26 protein-coding genes and 1 pseudogene are annotated in these 24,616 nt (G+C 68.4%); 14 read left to right on the top strand and 13 right to left on the bottom strand.

What is annotated here, in order from left to right; genetic code table 11:
• Positions 1-18 precede the first annotated feature (18 nt).
• Both ACZ7G1_RS36820 and ACZ7G1_RS36815 read left to right on the top strand, forming a co-directional pair.
• Positions 19-1,950, top strand: a complete 1,932-nt coding sequence (locus ACZ7G1_RS36820; RefSeq protein WP_470881284.1) for a DNA/RNA helicase domain-containing protein — start codon at positions 19-21, stop codon at positions 1,948-1,950.
• Between the two features lie 302 nt (positions 1,951-2,252).
• Entirely contained in the window at positions 2,253-2,921 is a 669-nt protein-coding gene (locus ACZ7G1_RS36815; protein ID WP_470881286.1) for a hypothetical protein, read from the top strand.
• Between the two features lie 572 nt (positions 2,922-3,493).
• Here the strand turns inward: ACZ7G1_RS36815 and ACZ7G1_RS36810 are convergent.
• From ACZ7G1_RS36810 to ACZ7G1_RS36770, 9 genes and pseudogenes are all read right to left on the bottom strand, one after another.
• The gene (locus ACZ7G1_RS36810) at positions 3,494-5,461 is read right to left on the bottom strand and encodes a hypothetical protein (protein WP_470881288.1); all 1,968 of its coding nucleotides are present in this window, start codon (positions 5,459-5,461) and stop codon (positions 3,494-3,496) included.
• 103 nt (positions 5,462-5,564) lie between these two features.
• Entirely contained in the window at positions 5,565-6,305 is a 741-nt protein-coding gene (locus tag ACZ7G1_RS36805; protein ID WP_470881290.1) for a hypothetical protein, read from the bottom strand.
• Between the two features lie 365 nt (positions 6,306-6,670).
• Positions 6,671-6,826, bottom strand: a pseudogene (locus tag ACZ7G1_RS36800) (transposase); the annotation flags it as partial.
• Between the two features lie 156 nt (positions 6,827-6,982).
• Positions 6,983-7,561, bottom strand: coding sequence for a hypothetical protein (locus ACZ7G1_RS36795; protein WP_470881292.1), 579 nt, complete (start codon positions 7,559-7,561; stop codon positions 6,983-6,985).
• 190 nt (positions 7,562-7,751) lie between these two features.
• Positions 7,752-9,380 carry an IclR family transcriptional regulator domain-containing protein gene (locus ACZ7G1_RS36790; protein WP_471204413.1) on the bottom strand — a complete coding sequence of 543 codons (1,629 nt, stop codon included), beginning with the start codon at positions 9,378-9,380 and terminating at the stop codon, positions 7,752-7,754.
• Complete coding sequence (locus ACZ7G1_RS36785) at positions 9,377-9,949, bottom strand: RNA polymerase sigma factor (protein WP_470881295.1); 573 nt, start codon at positions 9,947-9,949, stop codon at positions 9,377-9,379. The genes ACZ7G1_RS36790 and ACZ7G1_RS36785 overlap by 4 nt, the downstream gene beginning before the upstream one ends.
• Before the next feature lie 14 nt (positions 9,950-9,963).
• Complete coding sequence (locus tag ACZ7G1_RS36780; RefSeq protein ID WP_470881296.1) at positions 9,964-10,254, bottom strand: hypothetical protein; 291 nt, start codon at positions 10,252-10,254, stop codon at positions 9,964-9,966.
• Positions 10,255-10,582: 328 nt separating this feature from the next.
• Positions 10,583-11,005 carry a restriction endonuclease gene (locus ACZ7G1_RS36775; protein WP_470881297.1) on the bottom strand — a complete coding sequence of 141 codons (423 nt, stop codon included), beginning with the start codon at positions 11,003-11,005 and terminating at the stop codon, positions 10,583-10,585.
• Positions 11,002-11,400, bottom strand: a complete 399-nt coding sequence (locus ACZ7G1_RS36770; RefSeq protein WP_471204410.1) for a hypothetical protein — start codon at positions 11,398-11,400, stop codon at positions 11,002-11,004. The genes ACZ7G1_RS36775 and ACZ7G1_RS36770 overlap by 4 nt, the downstream gene beginning before the upstream one ends.
• A gap of 162 nt (positions 11,401-11,562) precedes the next feature.
• On the opposite strand from ACZ7G1_RS36770, the gene ACZ7G1_RS36765 reads away from it, so the two are divergent.
• The 7 genes from ACZ7G1_RS36765 to ACZ7G1_RS36735 all read left to right on the top strand — a co-directional run bounded on the left by ACZ7G1_RS36765 (position 11,563) and on the right by ACZ7G1_RS36735 (position 16,449).
• Entirely contained in the window at positions 11,563-12,834 is a 1,272-nt protein-coding gene (locus ACZ7G1_RS36765) for an XRE family transcriptional regulator (protein ID WP_470881300.1), read from the top strand.
• The gene (locus tag ACZ7G1_RS36760) at positions 12,831-13,358 is read left to right on the top strand and encodes a GNAT family N-acetyltransferase (protein ID WP_470881302.1); all 528 of its coding nucleotides are present in this window, start codon (positions 12,831-12,833) and stop codon (positions 13,356-13,358) included. The genes ACZ7G1_RS36765 and ACZ7G1_RS36760 overlap by 4 nt, the downstream gene beginning before the upstream one ends.
• Positions 13,359-13,537: 179 nt before the next feature.
• Positions 13,538-13,747: a DUF397 domain-containing protein gene (locus ACZ7G1_RS36755; protein ID WP_470881304.1), complete on the top strand. Its 210-nt coding sequence runs from the start codon at positions 13,538-13,540 to the stop codon at positions 13,745-13,747.
• A 279-nt stretch (positions 13,748-14,026) separates the two neighbouring features.
• Entirely contained in the window at positions 14,027-14,323 is a 297-nt protein-coding gene (locus ACZ7G1_RS36750; RefSeq protein WP_470881306.1) for a hypothetical protein, read from the top strand.
• A 68-nt stretch (positions 14,324-14,391) separates the two neighbouring features.
• A complete protein-coding gene (locus ACZ7G1_RS36745) occupies positions 14,392-14,814 on the top strand; it encodes a zeta toxin family protein (RefSeq protein ID WP_470881308.1) in 423 nt (140 codons plus the stop codon).
• Positions 14,815-14,990: 176 nt separating this feature from the next.
• Positions 14,991-15,554: a hypothetical protein gene (locus ACZ7G1_RS36740; protein ID WP_470881310.1), complete on the top strand. Its 564-nt coding sequence runs from the start codon at positions 14,991-14,993 to the stop codon at positions 15,552-15,554.
• Between the two features lie 217 nt (positions 15,555-15,771).
• Positions 15,772-16,449 carry an HNH endonuclease family protein gene (locus ACZ7G1_RS36735; protein WP_470881330.1) on the top strand — a complete coding sequence of 226 codons (678 nt, stop codon included), beginning with the start codon at positions 15,772-15,774 and terminating at the stop codon, positions 16,447-16,449.
• A 183-nt stretch (positions 16,450-16,632) separates the two neighbouring features.
• Here the strand turns inward: ACZ7G1_RS36735 and ACZ7G1_RS36730 are convergent, their stop codons facing one another.
• Positions 16,633-16,887: a hypothetical protein gene (locus tag ACZ7G1_RS36730; RefSeq protein WP_470881312.1), complete on the bottom strand. Its 255-nt coding sequence runs from the start codon at positions 16,885-16,887 to the stop codon at positions 16,633-16,635.
• A 139-nt stretch (positions 16,888-17,026) separates the two neighbouring features.
• Here ACZ7G1_RS36730 and ACZ7G1_RS36725 point away from each other — a divergent pair, with 139 nt between their 5' ends.
• Positions 17,027-17,602, top strand: a complete 576-nt coding sequence (locus tag ACZ7G1_RS36725; protein WP_470881313.1) for an SMI1/KNR4 family protein — start codon at positions 17,027-17,029, stop codon at positions 17,600-17,602.
• Positions 17,603-17,622: 20 nt separating this feature from the next.
• On the opposite strand, the gene ACZ7G1_RS36720 is transcribed toward ACZ7G1_RS36725, so the two are convergent.
• Positions 17,623-18,852 carry an IS110 family RNA-guided transposase gene (locus ACZ7G1_RS36720; protein WP_470881315.1) on the bottom strand — a complete coding sequence of 410 codons (1,230 nt, stop codon included), beginning with the start codon at positions 18,850-18,852 and terminating at the stop codon, positions 17,623-17,625.
• Positions 18,853-19,422: 570 nt separating this feature from the next.
• Positions 19,423-19,626: a hypothetical protein gene (locus ACZ7G1_RS36715; RefSeq protein WP_470881317.1), complete on the bottom strand. Its 204-nt coding sequence runs from the start codon at positions 19,624-19,626 to the stop codon at positions 19,423-19,425.
• Between the two features lie 131 nt (positions 19,627-19,757).
• On the opposite strand from ACZ7G1_RS36715, the gene ACZ7G1_RS36710 reads away from it, so the two are divergent.
• On the top strand, positions 19,758-20,243 hold the full coding sequence (locus ACZ7G1_RS36710; RefSeq protein ID WP_470881319.1) for a hypothetical protein: 486 nt from the start codon (positions 19,758-19,760) through the stop codon (positions 20,241-20,243).
• 99 nt (positions 20,244-20,342) lie between these two features.
• A complete protein-coding gene (locus ACZ7G1_RS36705) occupies positions 20,343-20,726 on the top strand; it encodes a hypothetical protein (protein ID WP_470881320.1) in 384 nt (127 codons plus the stop codon).
• Between the two features lie 404 nt (positions 20,727-21,130).
• Here the strand turns inward: ACZ7G1_RS36705 and ACZ7G1_RS36700 are convergent, their stop codons facing one another.
• A complete protein-coding gene (locus ACZ7G1_RS36700; RefSeq protein WP_470881321.1) occupies positions 21,131-22,405 on the bottom strand; it encodes an MFS transporter in 1,275 nt (424 codons plus the stop codon).
• 189 nt (positions 22,406-22,594) lie between these two features.
• Here ACZ7G1_RS36700 and ACZ7G1_RS36695 point away from each other — a divergent pair, with 189 nt between their 5' ends.
• Together ACZ7G1_RS36695 and ACZ7G1_RS36690 are read left to right on the top strand one after the other, a co-directional pair.
• Positions 22,595-22,918 (top strand): rhodanese-like domain-containing protein, encoded by a 324-nt coding sequence (locus tag ACZ7G1_RS36695; protein WP_470881323.1) that lies wholly within the window; start codon positions 22,595-22,597, stop codon positions 22,916-22,918.
• Positions 22,919-22,995: 77 nt separating this feature from the next.
• On the top strand, positions 22,996-24,384 hold the full coding sequence (locus tag ACZ7G1_RS36690; protein ID WP_470881332.1) for an MBL fold metallo-hydrolase: 1,389 nt from the start codon (positions 22,996-22,998) through the stop codon (positions 24,382-24,384).
• Positions 24,385-24,616 lie beyond the last annotated feature (232 nt).

The following is a 24,616-nucleotide window of genomic DNA, read 5'->3' as shown; positions in this document are numbered from 1 at the left end:
GAAGCAAGGTAGGGCGTCATGGCTAGCGGGGGTACGTGGTCGGAACTGGAGGCGTTCTGGCCGGCTGAGGAGCTGGTGCGGGACCGGCACCGCCTGATTCCCAAGATTGTGGCCTGCTACGAGGCCGCGCATCCCCAGGGGAAGGCGCCCTCAGAGAGCGACAAGGAATCGTGGCGGGAAAGCGTCTACGAATTGGCCACAGCGCTGTCCGATCTGGGGCTGGGGCAGGTGTATGTCTTCGTGGAGTACCGCGTCCATCCGAGCATGAACCCGATTGACGTGGTGCTTGCTGGCGGTCACCCCGACGGTGGGCTCAGCTTCGCCGCGATCGAACTGAAGCAGTGGGGCGAGGCCGAACGTCCCGACCCGGCGAAGGCGAAGGACGGGCTGTGCGCCCAGTGCAGGAAGGCCATCACGGGACTGCTGTGTGGCGACTGTGCCGTGGAGCGCGTCTTTGCGCCCTTCTACGGACGTCACAAGAAGCACCCTGCCATGCAGGTCAAGGACAACCTGGACGCGCTCAGGCGTCATCACAGCATGTTCGACGACCGGTACGTGCACCTTGTCGGGGCTGCATACCTCCACAACCTTAAGGATCCGCAGTCCCAGTGGATCAGTAGGGTCCGGCCGGCTGCAGGCATCCCGACGTTCACCGCCCGCCAGCCAGCGGACCTTCGCAAGTTCCTCAAAAGCCACTTCAGCGCCACGTCGGACGCAACGGCAGCTCAGGAGCTCTTGGCCAGGCGCCGCTCGACCTCGTTGCTGACGTCTGAAGTCGGGGCGGTCGTCAACGGCTACACGACGTTCAGCTTGCTGGAGAAGCAGCGTGAAGCTGTCGACGGCATCATGGCCGCAGTCCGGGCCCCGTCACCCGGCGCGAAGAAGGTGTATGTCGTCAGCGGCCGGGCAGGCACGGGGAAGTCACTTGTGGCGCTGACTGTACTGGGCCAGGCCCTCCAGGAGGGCGCTGACGCCCGCTTCGTATCAGGAGGCGTGGCCTCACGGGAGAACTTCAAACGCGGCGTTCGGGGCAAAGGCAAGGCCTTTATGACCTTGAACCAGGTCGCGGACAAGCTGGGCCCCAACGAGCTAGACCTGTTGCTGTGCGATGAAGCGCACAGGCTTACCGAACGCCCGATGACGGGCTCGTTCTCCATGCGGCGCGGCGAATCCTCGGTTGCCGTGATCGTGAACCGGGCCAAGGTTCCCGTCTTCTTCATCGACGGCGACCAGCGACTGTTCGCGGAGGAGATCTGGTCCGAGAGCGAACTGATCAACGCGATCCATGACCTGAGAGCGGAGGTGGTGCCGATTCATCTCGATCGGGCCCTACGCGCGGTCGGAAGTTCTACCTACGACACATGGGTTCAGCGTCTCCTCCTCGGCGACCCGCTGCCGTGGAACCCCGATGCAGGAGAGGAACGGGAACCGTTCGAGCTGTACTACACCGACAGTGCCGCACGGATGGAAGATCTCCTGCAGTCAAAGCTGGACGCGGGATTGAGCGCCCGGATGTCTGCGGGAATGTGCTGGAAGTGGACCGATGACACGGGCACCGCACCGGATGTCGCCCCGGAGAAGGGATGGGCTAGGCCATGGAACGCTGGCGACAGCCATACGACACCTGGTGTGCCAAAGCGCCGGTTCTGGGCCACAGATCAGGGTGGTTTCGGACAGATCGGCTGTGTCCATACAGCACAAGGCCTCGAGTACGAGTGGGGCGGCGTCATCATGGGCCCCGATCTCACTTGGACCTCAGGGGCCTGGGTCCTGGACCGTCAGCATGTGCACAGCAAGGCCAGCCGCATTCGCTCCGACGACGAGCTGGCGGATCGAATCCGCAACGCGTACGGAGTTCTCATGACCCGCTCCATTCGCGGCACCGTGCTGTACTCAGCTGATCCGGCCACTCGCCAGCTTTTCGCTGATCTGGGCGTTCCAATGATCTGAGATCCCCATCCATCAGTGCGTAGCCCCCGGCCGGCCCCATGCCTGCAGACGCATACCGCCGGAACCTTGCGCCCCGGTTCGTGGAGCAGTGGGCTCGGTAGCGTCGAGTGGTGCGGGCAGCGAATCAGCCGACGACGTGCTGTTCGGCGCGGGGTCGGGGGGTAGCGAGACAGTAGGTGTCGGTGCCGGTCAGCAGCACGGCGGAGAAACAGTAGCGGGCGACGGGCCAGGATCCGGCTCGGAAGAATGGCTGAGTGTCAGCCCGTGATCGCGATCCGGCGGCATCTGCGGGAGACTGTGAGGTGCCTACTTCCAGATCGCTTGCAGCCTCCGATGCGCTACGCACTTATCTCATCGATCAGTTGAATCGTGCCCTGCGCCGTCCCGGAATGTTCGGGAGAGAGCCGGAGCTGGCCTTGCGCATGCTGATGGACCACTTGCTGTTCGTGGAGTGCGAGCCCGGGGCATTGGCCGAGCAGCAGCGGATCTGGGAAGAGCGCGGCGCCTGGTCCAGCGCCGGCGTCGCGGGCGTGTTCCGCCATCTGACCCCGGAGCGCTACTGCGAATACGGCATTGCCTCGGTGTACGCCGAGTTCGCGCACCACCGCGGCTGGCTCAAGCCCGACCGCGTACTGGAGCGAGACGAGTACGCAGCCCTGCAGAGAGCGGTCCGTCACTGGGCGGGAGAGGACCGCGTGTGGACGGACATCGTCGACGAGTTCGGCACACCGTCCATGTTGTTCGGCGGCAACAATCCCTACTTCGGCAAGGCCCTGGGCTACCTGACTGAGAACCCGGAGGACCCGATGGTGTCCTTCCATCTCTGGAATGGCACTGCTCCGGGAGCCAGCCCATCATGGCCACCTCCACATACAGAACCCCTGCTGCTTGCAGTGCGCTTCGGAACGGGTCCCTTCCGCCAGACCTTCACCTTCACCCCAGAGGGTCAGCGGCAGCTCCCCGGGGAGTAAAGATCAGCGGATGCGCGGTACCTGCTCCGCATCCGCATCGGTCGATGTGTTGTCGTCCAGTACAGCGTGTACCTGGAGTATGCGGAAGACGCTCCCGATTCACCTCCCAAGACCATCCAGGTCGAGGCATTCGGCACGAAGAAGGACCGCGGCGGAAACCTGCTGTTCGACGAGGGAACCTTCTTCGACAACCCCGCCCACCTTGAGCCCCGCCCGCGACGCCGTCCTTAACCGCCGAGGAAACCGATGACCTCTCTCACCGCGCTGACCGCGCTGTGCCCGCCTCCTGCTGTCGTTCCCCCTGCTCCCGACTGGCAGCGGGTCGAAGAAACGCTGGGCTCGGGCCTACCCCAGGACCACAAGGACCTCATCACCGCATACAGGCCGGGCCAGTTCTGCGGATTCATCACCCTCTACCAGCCGCATGGCCCCAGCGAATGGGCTGATCTGACCGGCCCCATGCCGGCGCGTCTGCGTGGGCAGATCGAGGAGGTCCGGCAGGCTGCCCGACACCCCTGGCAACTCCGTGCCGCGGGGCGGCGGGCGCCTGTGTCACTCCTGTGTTCTCGGGTTCAGAGCCACTCGGGAAGTACGGCCGGCAGGCTGCACCAGGAATGCATACGAGACAGTTCGGCTGTTGCCTGGGCTGACGTCTTCCCGAGGCGCTTGTATCGGATGAGTCCGGTGAGTGCCCAGGCTAGTTCTTCATCACCAGCGAACTTTGCCAGATCCCGGAAGCCGCGCAGGCGGGTGATCGCTTCTGCAGGTGTCTGGTCCATGGTTTGCGCGGCCTGCAGAGCGGTCCATCGGCGCACATGCTGGGCGGAGAGGACGGGGGCGTTGTCGTATGTCCATGAGAGCTGGGCTCGGAAGTAGGCCATCAGCTTCGCCTCGCTATCCTGGGGTGCCGTCGCGAACTCGCGCCAGGGAGCGAGGGGGCCTGCCATTGTGTGGACTTCGTCTTTCTGGTGCACGGTGAAACTGAGCTCGTCCACGTGAGCTGGCAGGTGGAGGCGGATGAGGCCCAGGTGAGTGGAGAGCGCAGGAGTGGATTGGGTCCAGGCTCCCACCTTCCAGTGCCTCTCCCCCGGTGTGACGGCGATGTCCCGGTAGCCGGAGTTCTCCAGCATAACGGTGATCATTTGCTCGGGGGTGAGGCCCAGCGCCTCCCACAGGCCTTCGGTGGCGAAGTTGGTGAACCCGAGCTCGCCCATGGCCTGCCACAGCGCCAGCTGGCAGGCATGGATGCTTTCGTAACCCTGGAAGACACCGTCGATGACGTCGCGCCACACCACGGTGCGGGTGGTTTTCTTCCGCTCGATGACCACACCCGTGTCGTCGTAGTGGACCAGGGCGTGGGCGCGGCCGGTGCGCAGGTCGTTGTCCAGCCCGTCGAGGAGGCCGTGCAGGGCTGGGTCCTGTTGCGCTGCGGTGATGAGCTCGGTGGCGTTCCTGTGCCGGAGGTTCGTGTAGGCGGCCGTTTTGCGGCCGCAGGCCAGCAGGAGGGCGGAGGCGATGACCTGGCCCGGTCCTTCGACCTGGGCCATGGCGATGCCGAGCAGGGCTCGGCCGGCCTGCCGGGAGTGAGTGGCATGGTCGACGGCGTGGACTGCTTCCATCGAGCCGTCGAAGAGCTCGTGGAGGGCGCGCTTGAAGTCGCTTTCGAAGACCGGTTCTTGTGCCAGTGTCCGCAGAACTTCGGAGTTGGAGCGGAACACGCCGTAGGCGAGGCGCATGACCTCACCGAAGCGCTCCGGGTCGAAGATGCTCTGGGCCAGGACCTGCCCGATGGCGTACATGACTCCGGAGCCGTCGACGCCTCGTGAGCCGGTGACCCCCTGGAGCTGGTCCCGGGCTGCTGCGTCGAGGGCCAGCAGATCGGGCACCTGGTAGGTGCGCAGCGCGCGGGTCAGGAGGAGTGTCTGGATCCGCGCGGTGTCCCGCTCGGCGGACAGGAGTTGCGCTCCGTCGGCCGTGGTGTTGGCTGCCTCGATGAGTGCTGCGGCGCGGTCGTGGTGGCTTTGGGCCTGTGTCCCGTGCTTCTGTGCTTCCAGGGGGGTGGAGGCCAGGAGCGCGGCGAGGTAGGCGTCGATCATCGAGGTCAGCTCGGCGACCAGTTCACGCAGGGTGGTGAGCAGTACTTTCAGTGGGCGTCTGGCGTCGGCGTTGTGCACCAGGGCACGCAGTTCGGTGAACTCGGCGACGCGGACCTTGAGATCTGGCGCTCCATGGTCGGTGGCCTGTGCTGCTTCTGCTACTGCCGTGAAGAAGCCGCTGCACCAGGTTGCGAGGCGCTTGAAGAGGGCAGCGTGCAGGGTCTCGGGGACTCCGAGTGGGCCGTCGGGCAGTGGGGTGACGGGCTGTGCCAGCAGGTTCCGCGCCTCAGCAGCAGCCTCGCGGCGTGCACGGCCGGCGGTGTCGATCTCCCACGGCTGGGGACAGTGGCCGCAGTCAGGGCAGTCGACGCCCCGGATGCGGCTGATGCCGCATCCGGGGCAGCTGATCTGTGAGTAGGACAGTTTGAAGGCGTATGAGGTCATGGGTCGTTCCACGGGCGGTCGCTGTTGTGCGGTGGGCTAAAGGGAGGAGCAGTGTGCTCGTGCTGTCGTTCGCCTCCCCAGGGAGCTGCTCGTCCGGGGTTGCCTACGCACGCCCGCGGACGGTCTGGCCCTGGTAGGCGTGGGAGAGGGAAGTGAGGTGCTGTCGGGCGTTGCGCAGCTGGTCTGACAGTTCGTTCAGTGCGGGGTCGAGGAGCTGGACACCGTCTGTGAAGTCGCGGAAGCCGATGCTCCGCCACAAGGCGGCGATCTTCTTCGTGGCTTGCTCGCGGTAGGCGCGGGGGACCTCATGAGCGCCGTCCGGCAGCTCTCCCAGCCCGGGCTGGGCTGCCACCGCGCAGCAGCCGCCGGCCAGGCGCCGGATCGCCTCCGCGGCAAAGACCGGTCCCAGTCCGAAGCCGCGCCACTCCTTGTCCAGGAACACGCGGTCCAGGATGAGCAGGTCACCGACCGGGCATTCGATGAACTTCTCGAAGTCCTGCGAGTACTCGTTGGTTCGGGCATCGAAGACAGTGGCGGCGATGGACTCCAGGTCACCGGACTCCGCGTCGGCCGCCTCCCAGCGGCTGTCACCGGTGTAGTCCCTCAGCCGCCACAGTCGGAGGTAGCCGGCGCTGCTGCCTTTGTCGATCCGGTCCTGACACGCTTCGGTACAGCCGCCTTCGCACTCGTCTTCCTCGAAGTGGTAGGTGCGGATCGACACGTGCCACGCCTCGAGGGTGTCCTCGAAGTCGTAGGGCTCGGCAGGGTGCTGGTGGCTGTAGGACAGTCGAAGGTGCGCGGGGTCGGCAGGCAGTTCGGAGGCGGGACGCCGCGTCGTGGTCATAGCGGCGAAGGCTATCCGTGGGCACTGACAATCACTTCGTCGTCCGGGCGCAAGGTGCCGCTGTGCAGCCGGGCCGGAGTGGCTTTCAGGCGTCTACCTGCGCTGGCGGTCCCCGCCTGCCGGGCACGGCCTTGGCGTCACACTCGTTGACATGACCCCGATATCTTGCGCGCCCCCGTCGGCGTCACCCCTCAAAGCATTTACCTCTGGAGTTGCAACATCTCGAATTCAAAGTGCTGCATCACAGCTCAGAGGCATGATCCGATCGAAGCAGGATGTAGCCATGCAGGTCAGACCACCTAGAAATACCCGCCATTAGAAGTGCAACACCCCAGCTCAAGGAGGCGACCACATTGCAACCACGCAGGTAACTGACACCACGGGATGCCCGTACAGATTCGGAACAGGATCCCGTTGAGTACGGTGCGGTGATCGTTCCACCGCCCTCCCCGCCTGCCAGAAAGCGGCAGATGCGGCTCCACAAGCGACCACTCGCGATTCGTTGGATCTCCCCGCCCCATGACCGAACCAACGCGCGACCAATCGGAAAGTCGCATGATCCGCCGGACAGTGCCTAGTGCGGTGCGGGGCTTTCAGGTCACTCACACCTCGGGACGTCAGCCGTACGGCGTGCATCCATGCAGCGCTGGCTGCAGAGCACGAGGCCTCGCGGGCTTTCAGTGGCTGGCGTACTTGTAGTGGGTCAAGCGGGAGGCGGCGGCCTTCTGCGTGGTACCGAGGGCCTCAGCGACCCTGGGCAGGGGGATGTCTTGGCCGGTGATGAATCGGGCGGCGATCGGGCCGTAGTCGGCGAGGATCGCCTCCAGCTTCCCGGCTGCCTTCAGCACGACGAGCGGCTCGTCGTCGACGAGCTCGTCCAGGCGCTCGCGCAGGGTGTGCAGCAGGCCCGCCACATCGCCGGGCAGAGGTACCGTGCGGGCGGCGACGTCGTCCATGTGCGCTTCCCAGTCGTTTTCGGGCCCGGAGGTGTCGTAGGCGTTGCGGCCGGCGCGCAGGACCTGTTCCCAGTCGAGGGGGAAGGTGCGCTGACCGCGCCATCCGCAGGCGCACCTGCCTCGCATGGATGTCGCGGTGGGGCGGCGCAGGGAGCCGTCGTATGCCCACCAGTCGGTCGACTCGTTGAAGTGGGAGCCGCTGCCCAGGTCGAAGGCGACCGGGCCCGGTTCGCTGCCGTCCGCCAGCAGTACCCCGACTTCGCCGGTGTGTGTCTCGTATCCCTCGCGCTGCCAACCCATTGGGCTTCTCCTCGTCGTCGGCGGAGGCGGTGCCGACGGCCCGCCCTCGCCACGATGGGGTAGCGGGGCGGCTGCCCGCAGGAGAGTTGGCATATTCCAGCAGCACATCGGTTGCGCGCTTGGCGCTACGCGCCCCTGGCGAAGCCGGCGCCCCTGGGGCCCGGTACGAGGGTGCCGGGCCCCAGGGGTTCTAGGGCAGTGCGTGCCGTGCCACGGGTGCGGCACGCTCCCATTGGCCTGTGTGGTGAGTGGTGGGCTGGTTCATCTCGTCGGCGAGGAGGTGGGCCAGGAGGATCCCGGTCGCCCGTTGGCTGAGGGTACGGGCGGCGGCGATGAAGCGTGGGTACTGATTGGCGGGCATGGACAGGGCGAGGCTGGAGGCTCTGCTGGGCAGGCCGAGGGAGTAGGCGACGCAGATGTCGGTGTCGGCGTACTCCAGTAGGTCGAACTGGGCTGCGTGTGGGCCGTCGCCGTCGAGGTGCTGGAAGAGCGTGCGTTCGTCGGTGATGGTGCGGTCGGTCAGCTGGATGAACGGGTATCTGCTGAGGTGGTCCATCCGCGAGGCGAAGTTCTGCTGGGCCAGCAGGCTCTTGCCGACCGCGTTCGCGTGGGCTGTTACCCCGAACGGAGTTTGCTCGACGACGGCCGGGGCGGCCTCACTGGAGGACGACTCCTGAATGACGATCTCTCCGTTCGTGTAGGAGCTGATGTACACGGCGGCGCCGAGCTCGTCGCGGAGCTCGGCGAGTGTCTCGGTCAGAAGCGAGCTGGTGGTCAGCGTCGTCATCAGGGGGCCGGGGTAGTGGATGCCGTCTCGGGTCTCAAGGAATCTCTGCTCGCGCAGCCAGCTGAGGATCTGGACGGCGAAGCTCATGGCTACCCCGGTGCGGCGGGCGAGGGTGCGGGTGTCGATGCCGTCGGGCCTGATGAGCTGGAGCATGTCCCGCGCGCGTTGGGTGATCTGCCACTTCTCCGGTACGGCAGCCAGCGGCGACGCCGACCGGGCCAGCTGATTCAGCCTGGCGGGGCGCAGGGCGCCTGCCGACCAACCTGAGGAGCTGCTCGGCAGGATCAGATGGTGTCTGCGGGGCGGCTCTTGCTGAGGCTCGGGCAAGGACAGCGACAGGCCTGTGGGGACAGCGTGCAGGTGTGCCCTGCGGGTGGCGGGGTCGTCCTTGGGGCGTGAGGGCGGGCTGGGGATCGTGGGCAGGATGGGCGCCGAGACCAAGACCAGGTCGCAAACGCCTGTCCCCGCGCCCGCCTGGGTTTCCTGGCGCCCATCGGCCTCTGGTCGTGTGCTGGGGTCCACTTCGGCTGTGGCCGGCTCTGCGGCGGCCAGGTGCTCGCGGACCTCGTCGAAGAAGATCTCGTCCTCGGGACGTGCCCGTGACTCCGGGTCCACGGCGTCCAGGTCGCGCAGGAGACGCCGCGCGTCGCCGTGCCCCTGCTGGGCCGCCTCCACAATGAGGAAGCGCGCGTCCTCGACCCACTCCGGTCCTGTGCGCAGTGTGATCAGGGCCAGGCGGAACAGCGCGCCGGGGTGTCCTGCGGCTGCGGCGGTGCCCAGCCAGTCCACCGCGTGGGCGAGCTCACCGCGCAGCAGCGCCTTCGACCCGAGCCGGTAGAAGGAGTTCGCCTTCTTGCGGGCTTCGACGCCGTGGGCGCGGAGGCGGTCCAGGGGGCCGAAGTCTCCGGCTGGCCGGTCCCAGAAGTCCGGGGGTCCCTGCAACTGCCTGCGGAGAGCGAGCAGCTCGCCAGGGGATTCGGGCGCGGGGCTGCCGGCGCCGTTGTCCTTGCTGAAGCGGCGCACCGCTGTCACCCATCCTTCTCTACGCGTCGTGTCTGCTTGCGGTGGCCGTCACGGATGTGTTTGCCCAGCTTGCCGCGTAGCTCGACGACGGCTGATGAGCGGTCCTTGTGCAGCCGGAGCTTGTCTATGCCCAGGACGCTGGCGATGTCGGTGTCCTCAAGGCCCTGGCTCTGCAGCTGGACGATCTTGCGGCTTTGGGTGCGGGGCATCGCGTCGATCAGGGGCACGACGAGGCGCTCCAGGAGGTCGACGTCTTCGGCGGAGACCCGGGGCGGCGGGATCGCGGCCACGAGCTCGCTGTCGTAGCAGACGGGGTCGTTCTTCAGGACGCGCAGCGCGTCCTTGGCGAGGTTCCGCGAGGCCGTTCTGAGGTATCCGGGCAGCTTCGTCACCGAGTCCAGCCCGCCGCAGGCGGCCTTGGCCGCCACCCGGTCGTACGCCTCCTGCGCGATGTCCTCGCACGCCGCCCGTGACAGCAGCGGGTAGTACTTCTTGCGCAGGACCAGCGGCTCGGTCGCCATGAACATCGAGTAGCAGTCCAGCAGCCGCTGCTCCACATCGGTGAGAGAGGGCTGCACGGACATATCACCGCCTACCACGGGCCGTTCTCCTTCACCGGTCCCCGCGGCACCAGGCCGGCATGACCTCCGGAGGGGAGAAAGACCGAGATCTCCACCTGCGCGGGCGTCAGGACGGCGATCTTGACGCCGACCGGTCCCGGGCTGGTCGCCGGGAGGGGTTCGGCGTCGACGGCTCCAGGCTCCAGCGCCGTCCCGGCACGGTACGACCGCCGGTCCCACCACACCTGGACCACGGCGGCCGCGGTCTGCACCACTGCCGCTGCCACCGCGGCGAGCTCGGACACGGCCAAGCACGACGTCATCGACTTGATCTCCATCGTCAGTATCAGGAGGCGCACCAAGCGCCTTCGCCCCACCCGACGATCCCGCTCCCCAGTTATCCCCCGCGCGACCGAACATTTCCTCAGATGATCGAAGCCAACTACTACTGACCGACTCTCGACCGGAGCATGGCGCTATGTGACCGCGAATACGGGACGTACCCCGCAGGGCTATCCGAGCCCGTTCCACCACCAGTGCCCCCTTCTCACTCGCCTCGGCGGCGTCGCCTCAGGCTTGAGGGGCCCGCTCGGCCAGCGGGCCCCGAGCTGCGCGCCGGCTCCGTGCGGACGGAGCAGGCGGGCAGCGGTCTCAGCCACCCGGTGTGGGGGCGGGCTCCTCGGCGAGGGTGCGGTCGAGGGCGCTGTGCAGGGCGTCGACGAGCCGGGCCTTGGAGTGTGCTTGGTGCAGCGGGTCGCCGCAGCGGATCGCGGGTGCTTGGAGCCGCCGGATGGCCTCGCGGATCGTGATGCCGGTCCGCAGGGCAACGTCCGTGGGCCGCGCCGGCCCCTCAGAGAGGCGGTCCAGCGCCGCCAGGAGCTCCTCGACCACGAGGTTGGCGTATCCGGAGAGCTGGAGTGAGGCTTGCTCGATGTCCGCCTGGGGCGGGGCGGGGACGTCGCTCTGCCCCCAGGTCAGCACGGTGGCCGCGAGCCGCTCGTGGACGCCGCGATCGAGCGGAAGGTCCTTGTCCCAGGAGCCGGTGGGGTCATGAACGACGCTGCCGTAGGTCACCGGCTCATTCCCGTCAGGACGGCGTCGAGCATCGACTCGACGGAGGCGAGGGATACGCCGTGGCGGTGCAGGAAGCGCTGCTGCGCCTGCCACTCCAGCCAGGTGAATCCGATGTGCCCAAGGCTCGGGACGACCACCACGTTGATCTCCTCCCGTTCGGCCATGCCTCGCAGGCGGTCCCAGCCGGCCCGGGACTGCGGTTTCTGCGTCAGGAGGCAGTCGTCGGAGATCTCTCCGTTTTCGACGGTCGTCCAGCCGTGGGCGTCGGCGACGACAGCGGCGGAGGCGAGCATCCCCTTCACCACACTGGGGTCGGGGTCCGTCGCATACAGCGCGGCTTTCGTGGCCGCCCCGCGCCGCGCAGGCGCGGGCCTTCTCAAGGGGATGTCAGGCACGGCTTCGCCTCCCGAAGGCGGTCTGTCGGCGTCTTGCTCCAGACAACCGCGCCAAGACCGGGAAGGTGCATATCGAAGTCGCAGGACTTGCCCACATGCCGTGTAGCGAATTGACCATTACTTGACCCTCGCGGCAGGGCCGTTCGCCTCTACCGTGGAGGGATGCCCCGCGTGCGGAATGAGGCGTTCGTCGCCTGGATGGCGACGAACGGCTGGACAGCCCTCGAACTCGCCAATGCCCTGAACGCCGTCATTCGCGACGTCACTCAGAGCACCTCCACGCGCGGTGGGCTGTCGGAGGTGACGGTACGCAAGTGGCGCTCGGGCGAGACGACATGGCCGCAGGCCAAGGCCAGGATGGCTCTGGAGCAGGTCAGCGGGCAGTCAGCGGTGGACTTAGGGTTCACTCCGCCCGATCGCCGCAAGCACCGTGCCGCCCCGGAGGACCCGTTGCGCCGCCGTACCTTCCTCAGCCTCGCGCCCTCCGTCGGCGCGGGCGTCCTGACCGGGGCCGCCCCGTCCGTGGGCAGCGGTGACGTGCTGCGCCTGCGGCAGCAACTCGACACCGTCAACGCCCTCGACGACCAGCGCGGCGGCCACGACCGGGTCGAGAAAGCGGCGCTCGCCGGAGCCCAGGAAGCCATCTCGCTCCAAAGCCGGTCCGCCACCCAACGCACCCGGCAGCGCCTGTTCTCACTCGCCGCCGACTTCACCGCCACCGCGGCCTGGTCCTGCGTGGACGCCGGCGAACGCGCCCGAGCCCGCACCTACCTGGACCGAGCCCTGTATCTGGCCGGTCTCGCCCAGGACGGGGCCCTGACGATGAGGGTCTGGAACTCGGTGTCGATGCTCGCCCGCCAGCAAGGCGAGCCCTCCGAGGCGCTCGCGGCCGGCCAGGCAGCGAAGGCGACCACCATCACCCGCCGCGATCCCTTCTACGCGAGCCTCGCACACGCCCGTACCGCGGTCGCCCACTCACACCTGGGCGAAGCCCGCCCAGCACTGCGTGCCCTCGACCTCGCGGCCGCCGCACTCGACAAGGCCGACCTCGCACAGCCAAGGCCAAGCTGGATCGCTTTCTACGGAAGCGCCGAGCTCTTCGCGCTCACCGCGATCGTCCGCGACCGCCTCGGTGACGCCGCCGACGCCGAGGCCGCCTCCTTCCAAGCCCTGGCCGTCCTGCCGAACGCCTTCCGCCGCAACCGCGCCCTGGCCACCGCCCGCCTGTCGCTGGCTCAGCTCCACCAAGGCGACATCGAGCAGGCCACCGCCACGACCGCGAAAGTCTTCGACGAGATGTGCGGCGCGCCGCTGCCCGGCCGCGTGCGCTCGCTGATCGGCGACTTCCACCGCGACCTGATCACCCTCGCCCCCGGCTCGACGACCGCAAGGGACTGGGCCGACCGCTACCGCACCGAATGGAGCCGCCCGTGACCTCCTCCTACACCTTCCGCCGCTACGGACACTCCGAAGCGGCCGACATCCGGCAGATACTCCTCGACGTCCACGAGGACGCCTACGCCACCGAGACCGACGACTTCCACGACCGCGACCGCTTCGCCTGGTTCGTCGACCACTGGAGCGGCCAGCCCGACTTCGACTGCGTGATCGCCTACGACGGCGACGAACCCGCCGGCTACGCCTACGGCGCCCCCGCCGTCCACGAACGCGAGTGGTGGCGCGAGTACCTCTCCCCCGCCCCCGAATCCCACGACACCTTCAACCTCTCAGAGCTGATGGTCCGCCCGAAATGGCGTCAGACCGGTCTCTCCACCCAGCTGCACACCGAGCTCGTCGGCCGCCGCCACGAACCGCTCGCAGCGCTCCTCGTCGACGTCACCCACCCCCGCGTCCAAGCCCTCTACGAGAGCTGGGGCTACACCAAGGTCGGCGAGCGCCAGCCCTTCGCCGACTCCCCGCTGTACGCCGTGATGGTCCGCGGCCTGCCCAGCACGTAGGCCGCTGCCCAGCAAAGGAACGTTTGCGAGAGCCCCGGCTCAGCATGCTCGTACGCCATCGATGGCGATCGCAAGCAGCTGACCGCTGTCATCCAAATTTTCGACGACCTGCGCAGCCAGGCGGCCGACCAGGGCCGGACGCTGGACCTGCCGAACACCACACGATCGGAGTACGACGCATGAGCGCCGCCAAGCCCCCCGCCCAGTTCCCCACCGCCGCCTGGTTCAAGTCGTCAGCCAGCGCCGCGCAGAACGAGTGCGTCGAGGTCAACATTGCGAGCAACCGCGTCGGCGTACGCGACTCGAAGAACCCCGAAGGCCCGATCCTCACCTTCGAGCAAACCGCCTTCACCACCGCCATCGACGCCCTGACAGCCAGCGAGCTCTAAGGCCCCACGGAGAGAGCCGGACCTGATCAGGACACTGTTGGTTAATCCCGGGCCCTGATCACTTCGCCCCGTCGACCTTCTGGTCGGCGGGGCGAAGTGCTGCGAAGTGGCTGGTGCGGGTGCTGGTCTCCAGAGCCGAGCCGCCCCGCCCGGGCTGCCCGCAAGGAGGAGGGGGGTCTCAAAAACGCGGGCGTTGTCGGTACTTTCTGACACAGTCGAGTTGTTCGTCCCGTGGTGGCGACCACCACGGCCCGTGTGTGACCGAGAGGACAGGGGAGCATGGTGGCGAAGGAGAACGCGATACTGGCCGGGATGGGGACAGCATCGTGGCCGGTCGAGGACGGCACAGCATATGAGGTGGCCCTGGAAGGGATCAGCCACGTGGTGGGCGCCTACTCCCGGCTGATCGCCAAGGCCGAAGAAGCGGGCGAGACCGACCGAGCCGGCGAGCTGACCGCGGCCCAGGGAACATGGGCCGCCCGGCGCAAGAGCCTCACCCCGGAAGACCGCAGTGAGGTCGACGCGATCACCACCGAGTCAGCACAGGTCCTGGAACAGCTGCGGAGCGCCCCGTGACGGAGGTCGACCGCACGCGCTAAGTCCTGTCGGAGGAGGAGAGCGAACGGATCTTCCGCGAGCGGATCGTGCCGCAGCAGCTGGCCGGAACGCCGCAGGAACAACCGATCGCCGTCATCGTCTCCGGGCAGACCGGGGCAGGCAAGACCGCGATCATCTCGATGTCCCGGGTTTTCGCTGACGTTACGGGACATACCCTCCAGCGGATCGAATCGCTGACAGGCGACATGCGCGACGCCTCGCGGCAGGAGCTTGCCGCGCTGGTCGACATCGCACGGCCACTCCTCCACCCCGCCGCCTACACGGCGATGCAACGCTCCCTCCGGCCACTGTGGCAGCCGACGGCGGTATCAACCGAGGTCCGCGCCATCGACGCGAGAAGCCGGTCGGCGACCAGCCCCAGAGGACCGGTCGCCGGCGAGCCCCGGCACGAGAACTCGCCGCGAGCAGTCCGAACCGATCCGCAGCACCGCCAGGGCCGAGGGCGCTGAACTCAGCCGACGGCCACTCCACATGCCCGGGGCCCAGACTGCAGGTCTGGCCCCCGGGCTTCTTGCCACCTCAGCGACAGCAAGGGACCTGAGGATGAGTAGGGTCTGGTGGCCTTGTTCACGAGGTGTGGTTCCGGGGCGGTCAGCGATCCCCACCAGTGCGGCAGGATGACGTCATGGACCAGGGGTGGGCGGCCGTCATCGCGGCCGGAGTGGCAGGAGCCGTCGCGCTGGCCGGCGCCTTCATCGGCATGTGGATGGGCCGCCGACAAGTTCGCGACCAAGCACAGGTCGAGCACGGCCAATGGCTCCGGGGCCAGCGCCAGGAGGCGTACGTCGAACTGATAGCCCTCTGGGACGAACTCATCCCGAAGTTCGAGGAGAAAGTCCTCGACGAAGAAGCGACGACCTACCTGAACCGTATGGACACGTGGGACGGGGCCGGTACTGACGCTCATGAACGGACGCTGGCAGAGCGGGCGCCGTTCCAGCGGGCCGCTGAGCGTGTGCAGATGCTCGGCCCTGACGCCGTCGAAGGGACCGTGACGGCGATGCTGGAAACGATCGACAACCTGACGGTAGGGATCGCCACGCAGTACGTCACCGGTGAGGACCGCCCGCAGGAGCCGTTGACGACGTACTGGGACGCCAGAGGTCAGGTCGACCTGCATCGTGCAGTGTTCCTTGCCGCCGCTCGTAGGGCCCTGCGCCAGACACCGGACACGAAGCGCACCAGGTAGACGTCCCGCGCCGTCTCCGAACGGCAGTGTGCCCGCCCAGTGCAACGTGCGACGGCTTCCCAGGCGGGCTCTGCTCCCATGCTGCGCCCTGCGTCCGGCTGCCGCGCGTTCAGGGCGATGGGGAGTGGCGTTTCTGCGGTGAATCTCCTCGCCCGGACGGCTGATGACGGCCTGAAGAACCACCCACCGTCTGGTCGTGGGCCGCTATCTGTCGTCCGTGATCAAGAAGATGCTGCGCGTTGCCGCGCTCTCCCTCGCCCTGTCCCCGCTCGCTCTTCCCACACCCGCTACCGCCGCGCCGGCGGCACCGGCGGCCGCGGAGGTGCTGAACCTTGCCGACGCCGTCCGGCAGATTTCCGTCGCCGACGAATCCCGTGACGGTTACTCGCGTGAGAAGTTCAAGCACTGGAATGCAGGCTTGGACAAGACTGACGGTTGCAACACCCGGGCGGAGGTGCTGTTGTCCGAGGCCGTGGTCGCGCCGGAAGTAGCAGCCGGCTGCAAGCTCGCCGGCGGCTCGTGGGCGTCGTACTACGACGGCCAGGAGGTCACCGACCCCGCCAAGCTCGACATCGACCACATGGTCCCGCTCGCCGAATCGTGGGACTCCGGCGCGAGCGCCTGGACGCCCGCGCGACGGGAGGCGTACGCCAACGACCAGGACGCTGCCGCCTCGCTGGTCGCTGTGACCGCGCGCACGAATCGGAGCAAGGCCGACCAGGATCCGGCCCAGTGGATGCCGCCGCTGCCGGAGGCGCACTGCCGGTACATCGGCGAGTGGACCGCGACGAAGCTCCGTTGGGGTCTGTCCGCAGACCAGACGGAGGCCGACGCGCTCGCGGTGTACGCGGAGGCTTGCGAGTCGACCGTCGTCCACTACACACCGGCCCCGTAACCGCCCGGAACGCGTTGTGCCCCGCACCGGGTGAGGCGCGGGGCACAGGGGAGGCACACCAGCTTGACCAGTCGGCGCACCCACCCACGGCCCACCGTAGTGGTCGCGCAGCGCCGCCAGGCGCGGCTGGAGGGTGGTTGATCAGGATGAGCTACAGGGCGCAGCCGATGGTTGACGCCCGGCTCAGTCGACCTCGACGTAGGTGACGATGAGAATGCTGCCGAGCGCGGTCGCGTAGAAGATCACACGGACACCGTCGTGCTGGAAATCCCGCAGAGCCGATGCGGTCGCGTGCTGCTTCACGGCGGCTGGGTCAGTCGCGATTGTGTTCAGCGTGCTGTCCAGGACTGCGGTCTGGCTCGCGGAGAGCATGCGGACCTGCGTCTCGGCCGGTTCGATGAAGACGATGCGAGGGCGCCGGCGGGCGTGCTTAGACACCTCACGTTGCTATGCCGTCAAGCCGGGGATGGTCGGCCCGTGTAGCGTGACCTGCCTATTCGAACGGGTGGGGTGGAACGTTGGTCGACATGGTGCGTGTCGTGGAGACGCTGGCCGAGCAGGACGACACGGTGCTGCCATGACTGACGATTTGATCGGTACGCAGGCACCAGCGCAGCGCCTCACGGGTCCGGAGCAGGCGATCGAGGCGCTGGAGCGCGCGATTCCAGGGCTGACTGATCACCGTCGGCCAGAGCCTGCCGTGATCGACTGGGCCGTGCTCGAAGACGGCCTGGGCACTGCGCTGCCTGACGATTTCAAGCGCCTCGCAGAGAGGTACGAGGCCTTCGCCATCGGGGACTTTCTGCTCGTGGGCCTCCCGGATCCGGGTATGGAGCATTACCGCCTTCGCGGTATCCGCGGTGATCTGGAAGGAGTCCTCCAGGATTACTGGGAGGCAGGCATGTCGATCGGTCTGCGGCCGCATCCCGCTCCGGGCGGTCTCCTGCCGTGGGCCGAGTCGAACGAAGGCGACAAGTTCCTCTGGAGCACGACGGGTGACAGCCCAGAACAGTGGCTCGTCACCATCGCCTCCAGGAACGGAGGCTGGTGGCACTACGAGGGCGGCGCTGTCCAGTTCCTCGCCGAGTACTGCAACGGCACCCTGGACCCCTGGGGACTGCCTCCGATTGACCCCGAAGTCACCCCCTGCTGAGCACGGCTCGGCTGGCTGGTCTACGCGGCCGCGGCTTCTGCTGAGGCTGGAAAGGCCAGGCTCTCGTCGAAGCGGCGGCGATGCTGGAGACAGTGGTAGAGCTGGCCGATCATGCGGTTGAAGAGGTTGCGCTGGGCGGCCGCGTGCCAGTCGCCTTGTTCGCGTCGGCGCCGGTAGTGGGCGTTGGCCCCGGTGGACGCCCGTAGTGAGGCGAAGGCCCAGAGGTAGCCGGCGTGGTTGAGCCGGTCGTTCTTCACCCAGCGTCTGGTGATGGCGGACTTCTTGCCGGAGGCACGGGTGATGGGTGAGGAGCCGGCGTAGGCCTTCAGGCCGCGGGCGTCGGCGAAGCGGGTGCGGTCGTCGCCGATCTCGGCCAGGACGCGGGCGGCGAGCTGGATGCCGAGCCCGGGGAAGCTCAGCAGGATCTCGGCGTCCGGGTGCTGGGGGAAGGCCTCTTCGACTGCCTCGGCGAGCTGGTCGGCGGCGGTGCAGGCGGCGTCCAGCTGGATGAGGAGGGCGAGCATCTGCTTGCCGAGGGCGTCCTCGACCAGTGGGGGCTGGTGGGCCCATTCGTCTCGGAAGGCCTCGCGGAGACGTTCGGCCTCGGCTTCGATGCCGCGCTGGCGGCCGGCTCGCTTGAGCGCGGCCTGGATCTGGGTGCGGGTCAGCCGTGCGGCCCGGACCGGGGTCGGGGCGGTCTTGAGCAGTTCCCGGGCCTCGGGACGGCACAGCCCGTTGGTCCAGGCGGCGAAGGCGGCCAGGGCGGCGGGGTAGTACTCGCGCAGCAGGGACCGGAGCTGGTTGGCGAGCTGCTGCCGGTTCCACAGAGAGTCCTGCTGGGCGCGGGCGAGGACGGCGATCGCGCGGCCGAGGTCTGAGTCGTCGGGCAGGGGCCGGTGGGCGTGCATGTCGGTGCGGAGGATGTTGGCCAGGACCAGGGCGTCGCCGGGGTCGGACTTCTTGCGCGAGACGCTGTGCCGGTCGCGGTAGCGGGCGGCGGCCATCGGATTGATCGCGAACACCTTGCGCGTGCCGGTCCGCAGCACCGCGACGAGTAGGCCGCGGGAGGTCTCGATCGCGACCGGGATCGGGTCCTCCTCGCTGTCGCCGTACTCGGCGAGCAGTTCCAGCAGGATCTTGTAGCCGGCCGCGTCGTCGGTGATGTGCCGCTTGGCCAGCAGTTGGCCGGTGTCGTCGACCAGGGCGACGTCGTGGGTTCGTTCCGCCCAGTCGATTCCGCAGTAGATCAAGGTTCCCCTCCCCAGAGTTCGGTGTTTGCGCTGGTCACGAGCGCATGCGGGCCACGCAGCGACCTAATCCCAGGCCTCGACCGCAGTGCGGTCGGGCCGCCACCTCACTAGCCGTTCGTGGCACCAGCGCACCCCACGGGCCTCGGTCTATGCGGGAGCTCGGATGGCTCGGGCGTGTCGAGAGGTCACCGTCGGGCGGGCTCGCACCACCAACCCCAACGAGTGATCAAGTCGAGAGGTGTTGACGCGCGACGGCCCTGGACGCCGCCGCTCTCTTAATAGGCATCGATGCCGGGTGAGTTTTGGGCATCCGTCCAGCGCCGACGGGCGCCAACACCAGTTGTGGTGGCGGTCACGCAGACGTCGAACGGCGCCGCTCTAAGCAGAGGCATCGACCGCCTGGCAACTTCTAGGCGTCCGTCCGGCGCCCACGTGACCGCCACCACTCGCACCAGACCGCGCACCGATCTACGTTGAGGCCTCGACAGCCCGGCTGCACCTGGATGTCACGGTCTGGTACTCGAACGCTCCGAGAAGCACCCGCTCCTGCAGAACGCTCGTAAGTACGGATTAGGCAACTTCGGAGGCCTCGTCCCGCTCCGGCAGACCCCTCTCTGTCCTGATGTCGTCCCAGTCCCGGCACCGATCGAGGTCAATGCCCTCGGCCGCCAAGTTCTCCAGGACGTACGCGAGCGCTGGGTTCCCAGGGAATTCGGCACGGGCGGCTTCCCGCAGCTCACGCTGCTCGGTCTCGCTGAAGGTCAGGTGCGCCACGGCGGGCCCCCTCGCTGGTCGGGTACATCCCTGAGGCTAGCGCAGCGCGCCCCGGGGGTGGGAGTCAGTGACACTGCGGACCAGTTCTGTTCGGGACGGCGCCGTCAGCGTCGCGTGGCAGGATCCGCCGTATGAGTGAGTGGGGGATCGCCCTGATCGCCGCCGGGTCGGCCATCTTGGGCAGCATCGTGACGGGGTTCTTCGCGTGGAAGGCCGGCCACCGACAAGCCGCCGCAGCGGAGGCCGCAGGGCAGGCGCAGGCGAACGCGCTGGTCTCGACCGTCCAAGCCACCCTGGATGATCAGCGCCAGGCCCGATCGGATCAACGGCGACGGCAGGTGTACGTCCAGTTCCTCGTCGCAGCCGATGAAGGTAACCAGGAAAGCGGCTCTCCCTTCATGGCCAGACAGGAACTCACGCCACAACTGGCCAAAGGTCTGGCAGCGCTTCAGGTCGAAGGACCAACGGCCGTAGCCACTGCTGGCCAACGGTACATCCGAGCCCTCATGGACGCTGCTAGCAGTACCGACGAGACACACACGGACCTGCAACGACAGGTAAATCAGCGACGGAGAGAATTCCTGAAGGCCAGCGGTGAAGCGCTCAACGAGGCCTGAGGCGCGCCACAGGCCGTCTGCGTAGGGCGTTCTTGAGAGCAGCTCGAATGACCCTTGGCGACCTCTGAGATCAGCACCAACCGCAGATCCTTGTGCCCTGTGCTGGGGCACTGGCCCTCCGCGTGGCTCACCGACGAGGAGATCGAAGGTGCGCTCACCTTGATGGAAACGATGGCGTTCGCCTCCATCGACGAGCTGGACGTCACCGACCACTACACCGACGCGCTCCTTGAGGTCATCGAGGCGAAGGCGGAGAACCGCGTCCCCGCTCCGGCTCCAGGTGAGGAAGCGCCGTCCACACCGGTCGTTGACCTGATGGCCGCGCTGGAGGCATCAGTCGCCAAGGCCAAGGAGGCCCGCGGTGAAGGGCCTGGGCGCGAGGCGACCGTGCATGAGATGCCCGCGACGAAGGCGGCGAAGAAGACCCCGGGCAAGAAGACCGCGGCGAAGAAGGCTCCGGCTCGACGCCGGAAGTCGGCCTGAGTGGATCACCCCGCGCGACGCCTAGAGGATCACCCAGGCTTCTCGGGGAAGCCAGTGAGGGAGGTCGTCGAGCGCCTCCTCGGGAAAGAACGCCCGCGGGCGGGCAGGCCCGGAGCAGTTTGGGCGTCAGCCGACGGAGGGCTTGGGCTTCTGCAGGGCGGCGATTTCACGCTGGTGCTCTTGGCAGAGCGGGTTCTCGGGGGCAGAAGCTGTGGCGCGAGACAAGATAGAGGCTTCACTGCAGCTCAGCGGCGTTCTGTGGACGCTACACCGCGCAACACGTGTGGTGCCATCACCCGCTCAGGTGATGGCGCTGTCGGTGAGGCAATCAGAGCCAGTCCGCGCTCTGTCCGCCTGGCGCCTCGGCCCGGAACGCCCTGAGGGGTTCTGGCGGAGTGGGTCGGTCAGGTTCGGGGGCGGTCGGTCATCCAGCGGGCGGCGAGGAAGCCCGACGCGGCGGTGAGGGCGGCGGCGGCAAGGACCGTGACGTCCAGGCCCAGCGCGTCGGCGAGGACGCCCGCGACCAGGGCGCCGGCGGCGTAGCCGATGTCGCGCCAGAAGCGGTACGTGCCGAGGGCGTGGGCGCGCCAGGCGGGGTGGGCGTGGTCGGAGACCGAGGCGATGAGCGCGGGGTAGACCAGCGCGGTGCCGAGCCCGAGGCCGACGGCGGAGACGACGCCGGCGAGGAGCGGGCGATCGAGCAGCGCGAGGGCCGACAGCAGCGCCGCGGCCTGGAGCAGCATGCCCGTGACGACGAGCGGTTTGCGGCCGATCCGGTCGGCGAGGTGGCCGGCCGGGATTTGGCCGATGCCCCACAGCAGCGGGTAGAGGCCCTTGATCAGGCCGATGGCGGCGATGCCGAGGCCGTGGTCGGCGAAGAGGAGGGGGAAGACGCCCCAGGTCAGGCCGTCGTTGAGGTTGTTGACCAGGCCCGCCTGGCTGGCGCCGCGCAGGGAGCGGTCGCGCCAGGAGGCGAGGGCGAAGGTCTCCCGGAAGGAGGGTCTGTCCACCGGGCCGCCTCCGGGCGCCGGGTGGCGGGAGAGTTCGAGCGCCAGGTGGGCGGCGGTGTCCTTGGCCAGCAGGGAGAGGCCGAGCCCGGCGGCGAGGAAGACCACGCCGACGAGTTCGGGCGCGGGCCGTAGCCCGTAGTAGGTGGCGAGGTAGCCGGTGAGCAGGGCCGTGGCGCCCACCGACACGTAACCGGCGGCCTCGTTGAGGCCGGTGGCGAGCCCTCGGCGGGCGGGCCCCACGAGGTCGATCTTCATGTTGACGGTCATCGACCAGGTCAGTCCCTGGTTGACGCCGAGGAGGACGTTCGCCGCCACGATCCACCACCACGAGGGCGCCCAGGCGAGCGCGAACGGCACGGGCGCGCCGATCAGCCAGCCGGCCAGCAGGAGCTGTCTGCGCCGGAAGCGGGCGGTGAGCACGCCGGCGGCGAGGTTGGTGAGGGCCTTGGCGAGGCCGAAGGCGATGATGAAGGAGAAGACGGCCAGGTTCCCGGCGAGTCCGAAAACCTCGGTCCCGATCAGGGGGACCGTCGTCCGCTCCAGGCCGACGAGCGCCCCGACCGCAGCGGTGACGACGACGAGCAGCGTGAACTGCGCGCGGTTCTCCCGGAGCCCCAGCCGGACGGCGCCGGGGGAGGGCGGCGGGGCCGCCATGGTCCTCTGGGTCATCTCGCCGCCGTCCCTTCCGTTCTCGTATCCGCAGATCACCATACCCCCACGGGTATTCATCTCCTCCTTTTCTCGCGCGACCTTCCCTGTGACATGGGATACCCAGGGGGGTATTTGACTTCCCCTTCTGGCCCTGCCTACAGTCGATGACGTAAGTACCCCGGGGGGTATCCGAAAGGGTGATCTTCCATGCGTGAAGTGGATCTGGACCTCTTCGCGGCCGAGCTGGCTCAGGGCGCTTTCACCATCGATGTCCGCGAGCAGGACGAGTACGCGGCGGGCCATGTGCCGGGGGTTCGCCCCGCACCGCTCTCCGAGCTCGGTGCCCATCTCGCCGCGCTCCCCGCGGACCGGCCCGTCTACGTCATCTGCGCGAGCGGCAACCGCAGCGCCTGGGCGGCCGAGCACCTGGAGGCCGCAGGTTTCCACGCGGTCTCGGTCGCGGGCGGCACCTCCGGGTGGGTCCGCGCCGGCCGCCCCGTCGTACGCGGCACGGACGCCCGGGCCGCCTGAACGCCGGCCGACCGCTCTCCCACCGCACTTCCGTGGGGCTCCGCCCCGCGCTCGCTCTCTCCGTCGAAAGGTTCGCCGTGTTCTTCGCCCAGTACTACCTCGACTGCCTGTCTCAGGCGTCGTACATGATCGCCGACGAGCAGACCGGCCAGGCGGTCGTCGTCGACCCGCGCCGGGACGTCTCCGAGTACCTCGCCGACGCCCGGGCCCGTGACCTCACCGTCGTCGGCGTGATCAACACCCACTTCCACGCGGACTTCGTCGCCGGCCACCTGGAGATGGCGGCCGAGACGGGCGCGTGGATCGGCTACGGCGCGCGTGCCGAGACCGAGTACCCCATCCGGCACCTCGCCGAGGGCGAGCGGATCTCGCTCGGTGACGTCACCCTGCAGATCATGGAGACTCCCGGGCACACCCCGGAGTCGATCAGCGTCCTGGTGTACGAACACGCCGCCGACGAGGTTCCGTACGGGGTGCTGACCGGTGACGCCCTGTTCATCGGCGATGTCGGCCGCCCCGACCTGCTGGCCTCGGTCGGCGTGACCGCCGAGGAACTGGGCGCCATGCTCCACGACAGCGTCCAGAACAAGCTCATGGGCCTGCCGGACGAGGTCCGCGTCTTCCCCGCCCACGGCGCGGGCTCCGCCTGCGGCAAGAACCTGTCCACGGAGAAGTCCTCCACCATCGGCGAACAGCGGACGACCAACTACGCCTGCGCCCCGATGAGCCGGGAGGAGTTTGTGGCCCTGGTCGCGGCGGGGCAGTCCACCGCCCCTGGCTACTTCGCCTACGACGCCGACCTCAACCGCAAGGACCACACCCTGTACGACGCGACCGTCGCGGCCCGGCCGCTGACGCTCGCCGAGTTCACCGAACTGCGCGTCGGCGGGGCGGTCGTGGTCGACGCGCGCGATCCGCAGGAGTTCGCGGCCGGGCACCTGCGCGGCACGGTGAACGTGCCAGCCGACGGCCGTTTCGCCGAGCAGGCGGGCACCGTCCTCGATCCCGCCGACGAGCTGGTGGTCATGGCCGCGCAGAACCGGGAGGAGGAAGTCGTCACCCGTCTCGCCCGCATCGGCTTCGACCGGGTCGTGGGCTACGTCCGCAACCCCGAGGACGCGCTTCGCGTGCTGGCCGACGAGGTCGCCCCGGCCAGCCGCCTCACCGCCGCCGGGCTGAAGGCCGCCCTGGCCGGGGAGAACCCGCCGCTCGTCGTGGACGTACGCACCTGCGGCGAGCGCGAGGCGAACGGCTTCATCCCCGAGGCCCTGCACATCCCGCTGAGCGAACTGCCCGCCCGAGCCGGTGAACTCCCCACAGGCCGGCCCCTGGTCCTGCACTGCGCGGGCGGCCACCGGTCCTCCATCGCGGCCAGCCTGCTGCGCCACCGCGGCTTCGAGGACGTCTCCGACATCCTCGGCGGCTGGGCCGCCTGGGCCCTCGCGGCCGAGCCTGCAGCCGTCTGACCACCCGATCGCCGGTCGGGCACGAGTCCGGGACCTTTCCCGCCGTGCACCGCCGGCCCGTGGAGGAGCCGGGGGCCGCACTGCCCCCCGCCCTCCCACCGGTGGGGGGGGGGGGGGGGGGGGGGGGGGGGGGGGGGGGGGGGAGGGGGGGGGGCGAGGGGGGGGGGGGGGGGGGAGCCCCCCCCCCCCCAAAACGGGGGTCGGTCCCTCTTCACGTGCCTGGCCCTGTCGT

The organism is Streptomyces sp. NPDC037273, from assembly GCF_055603625.1.
This window is presented reverse-complemented; position numbering and strand designations above follow the sequence as displayed.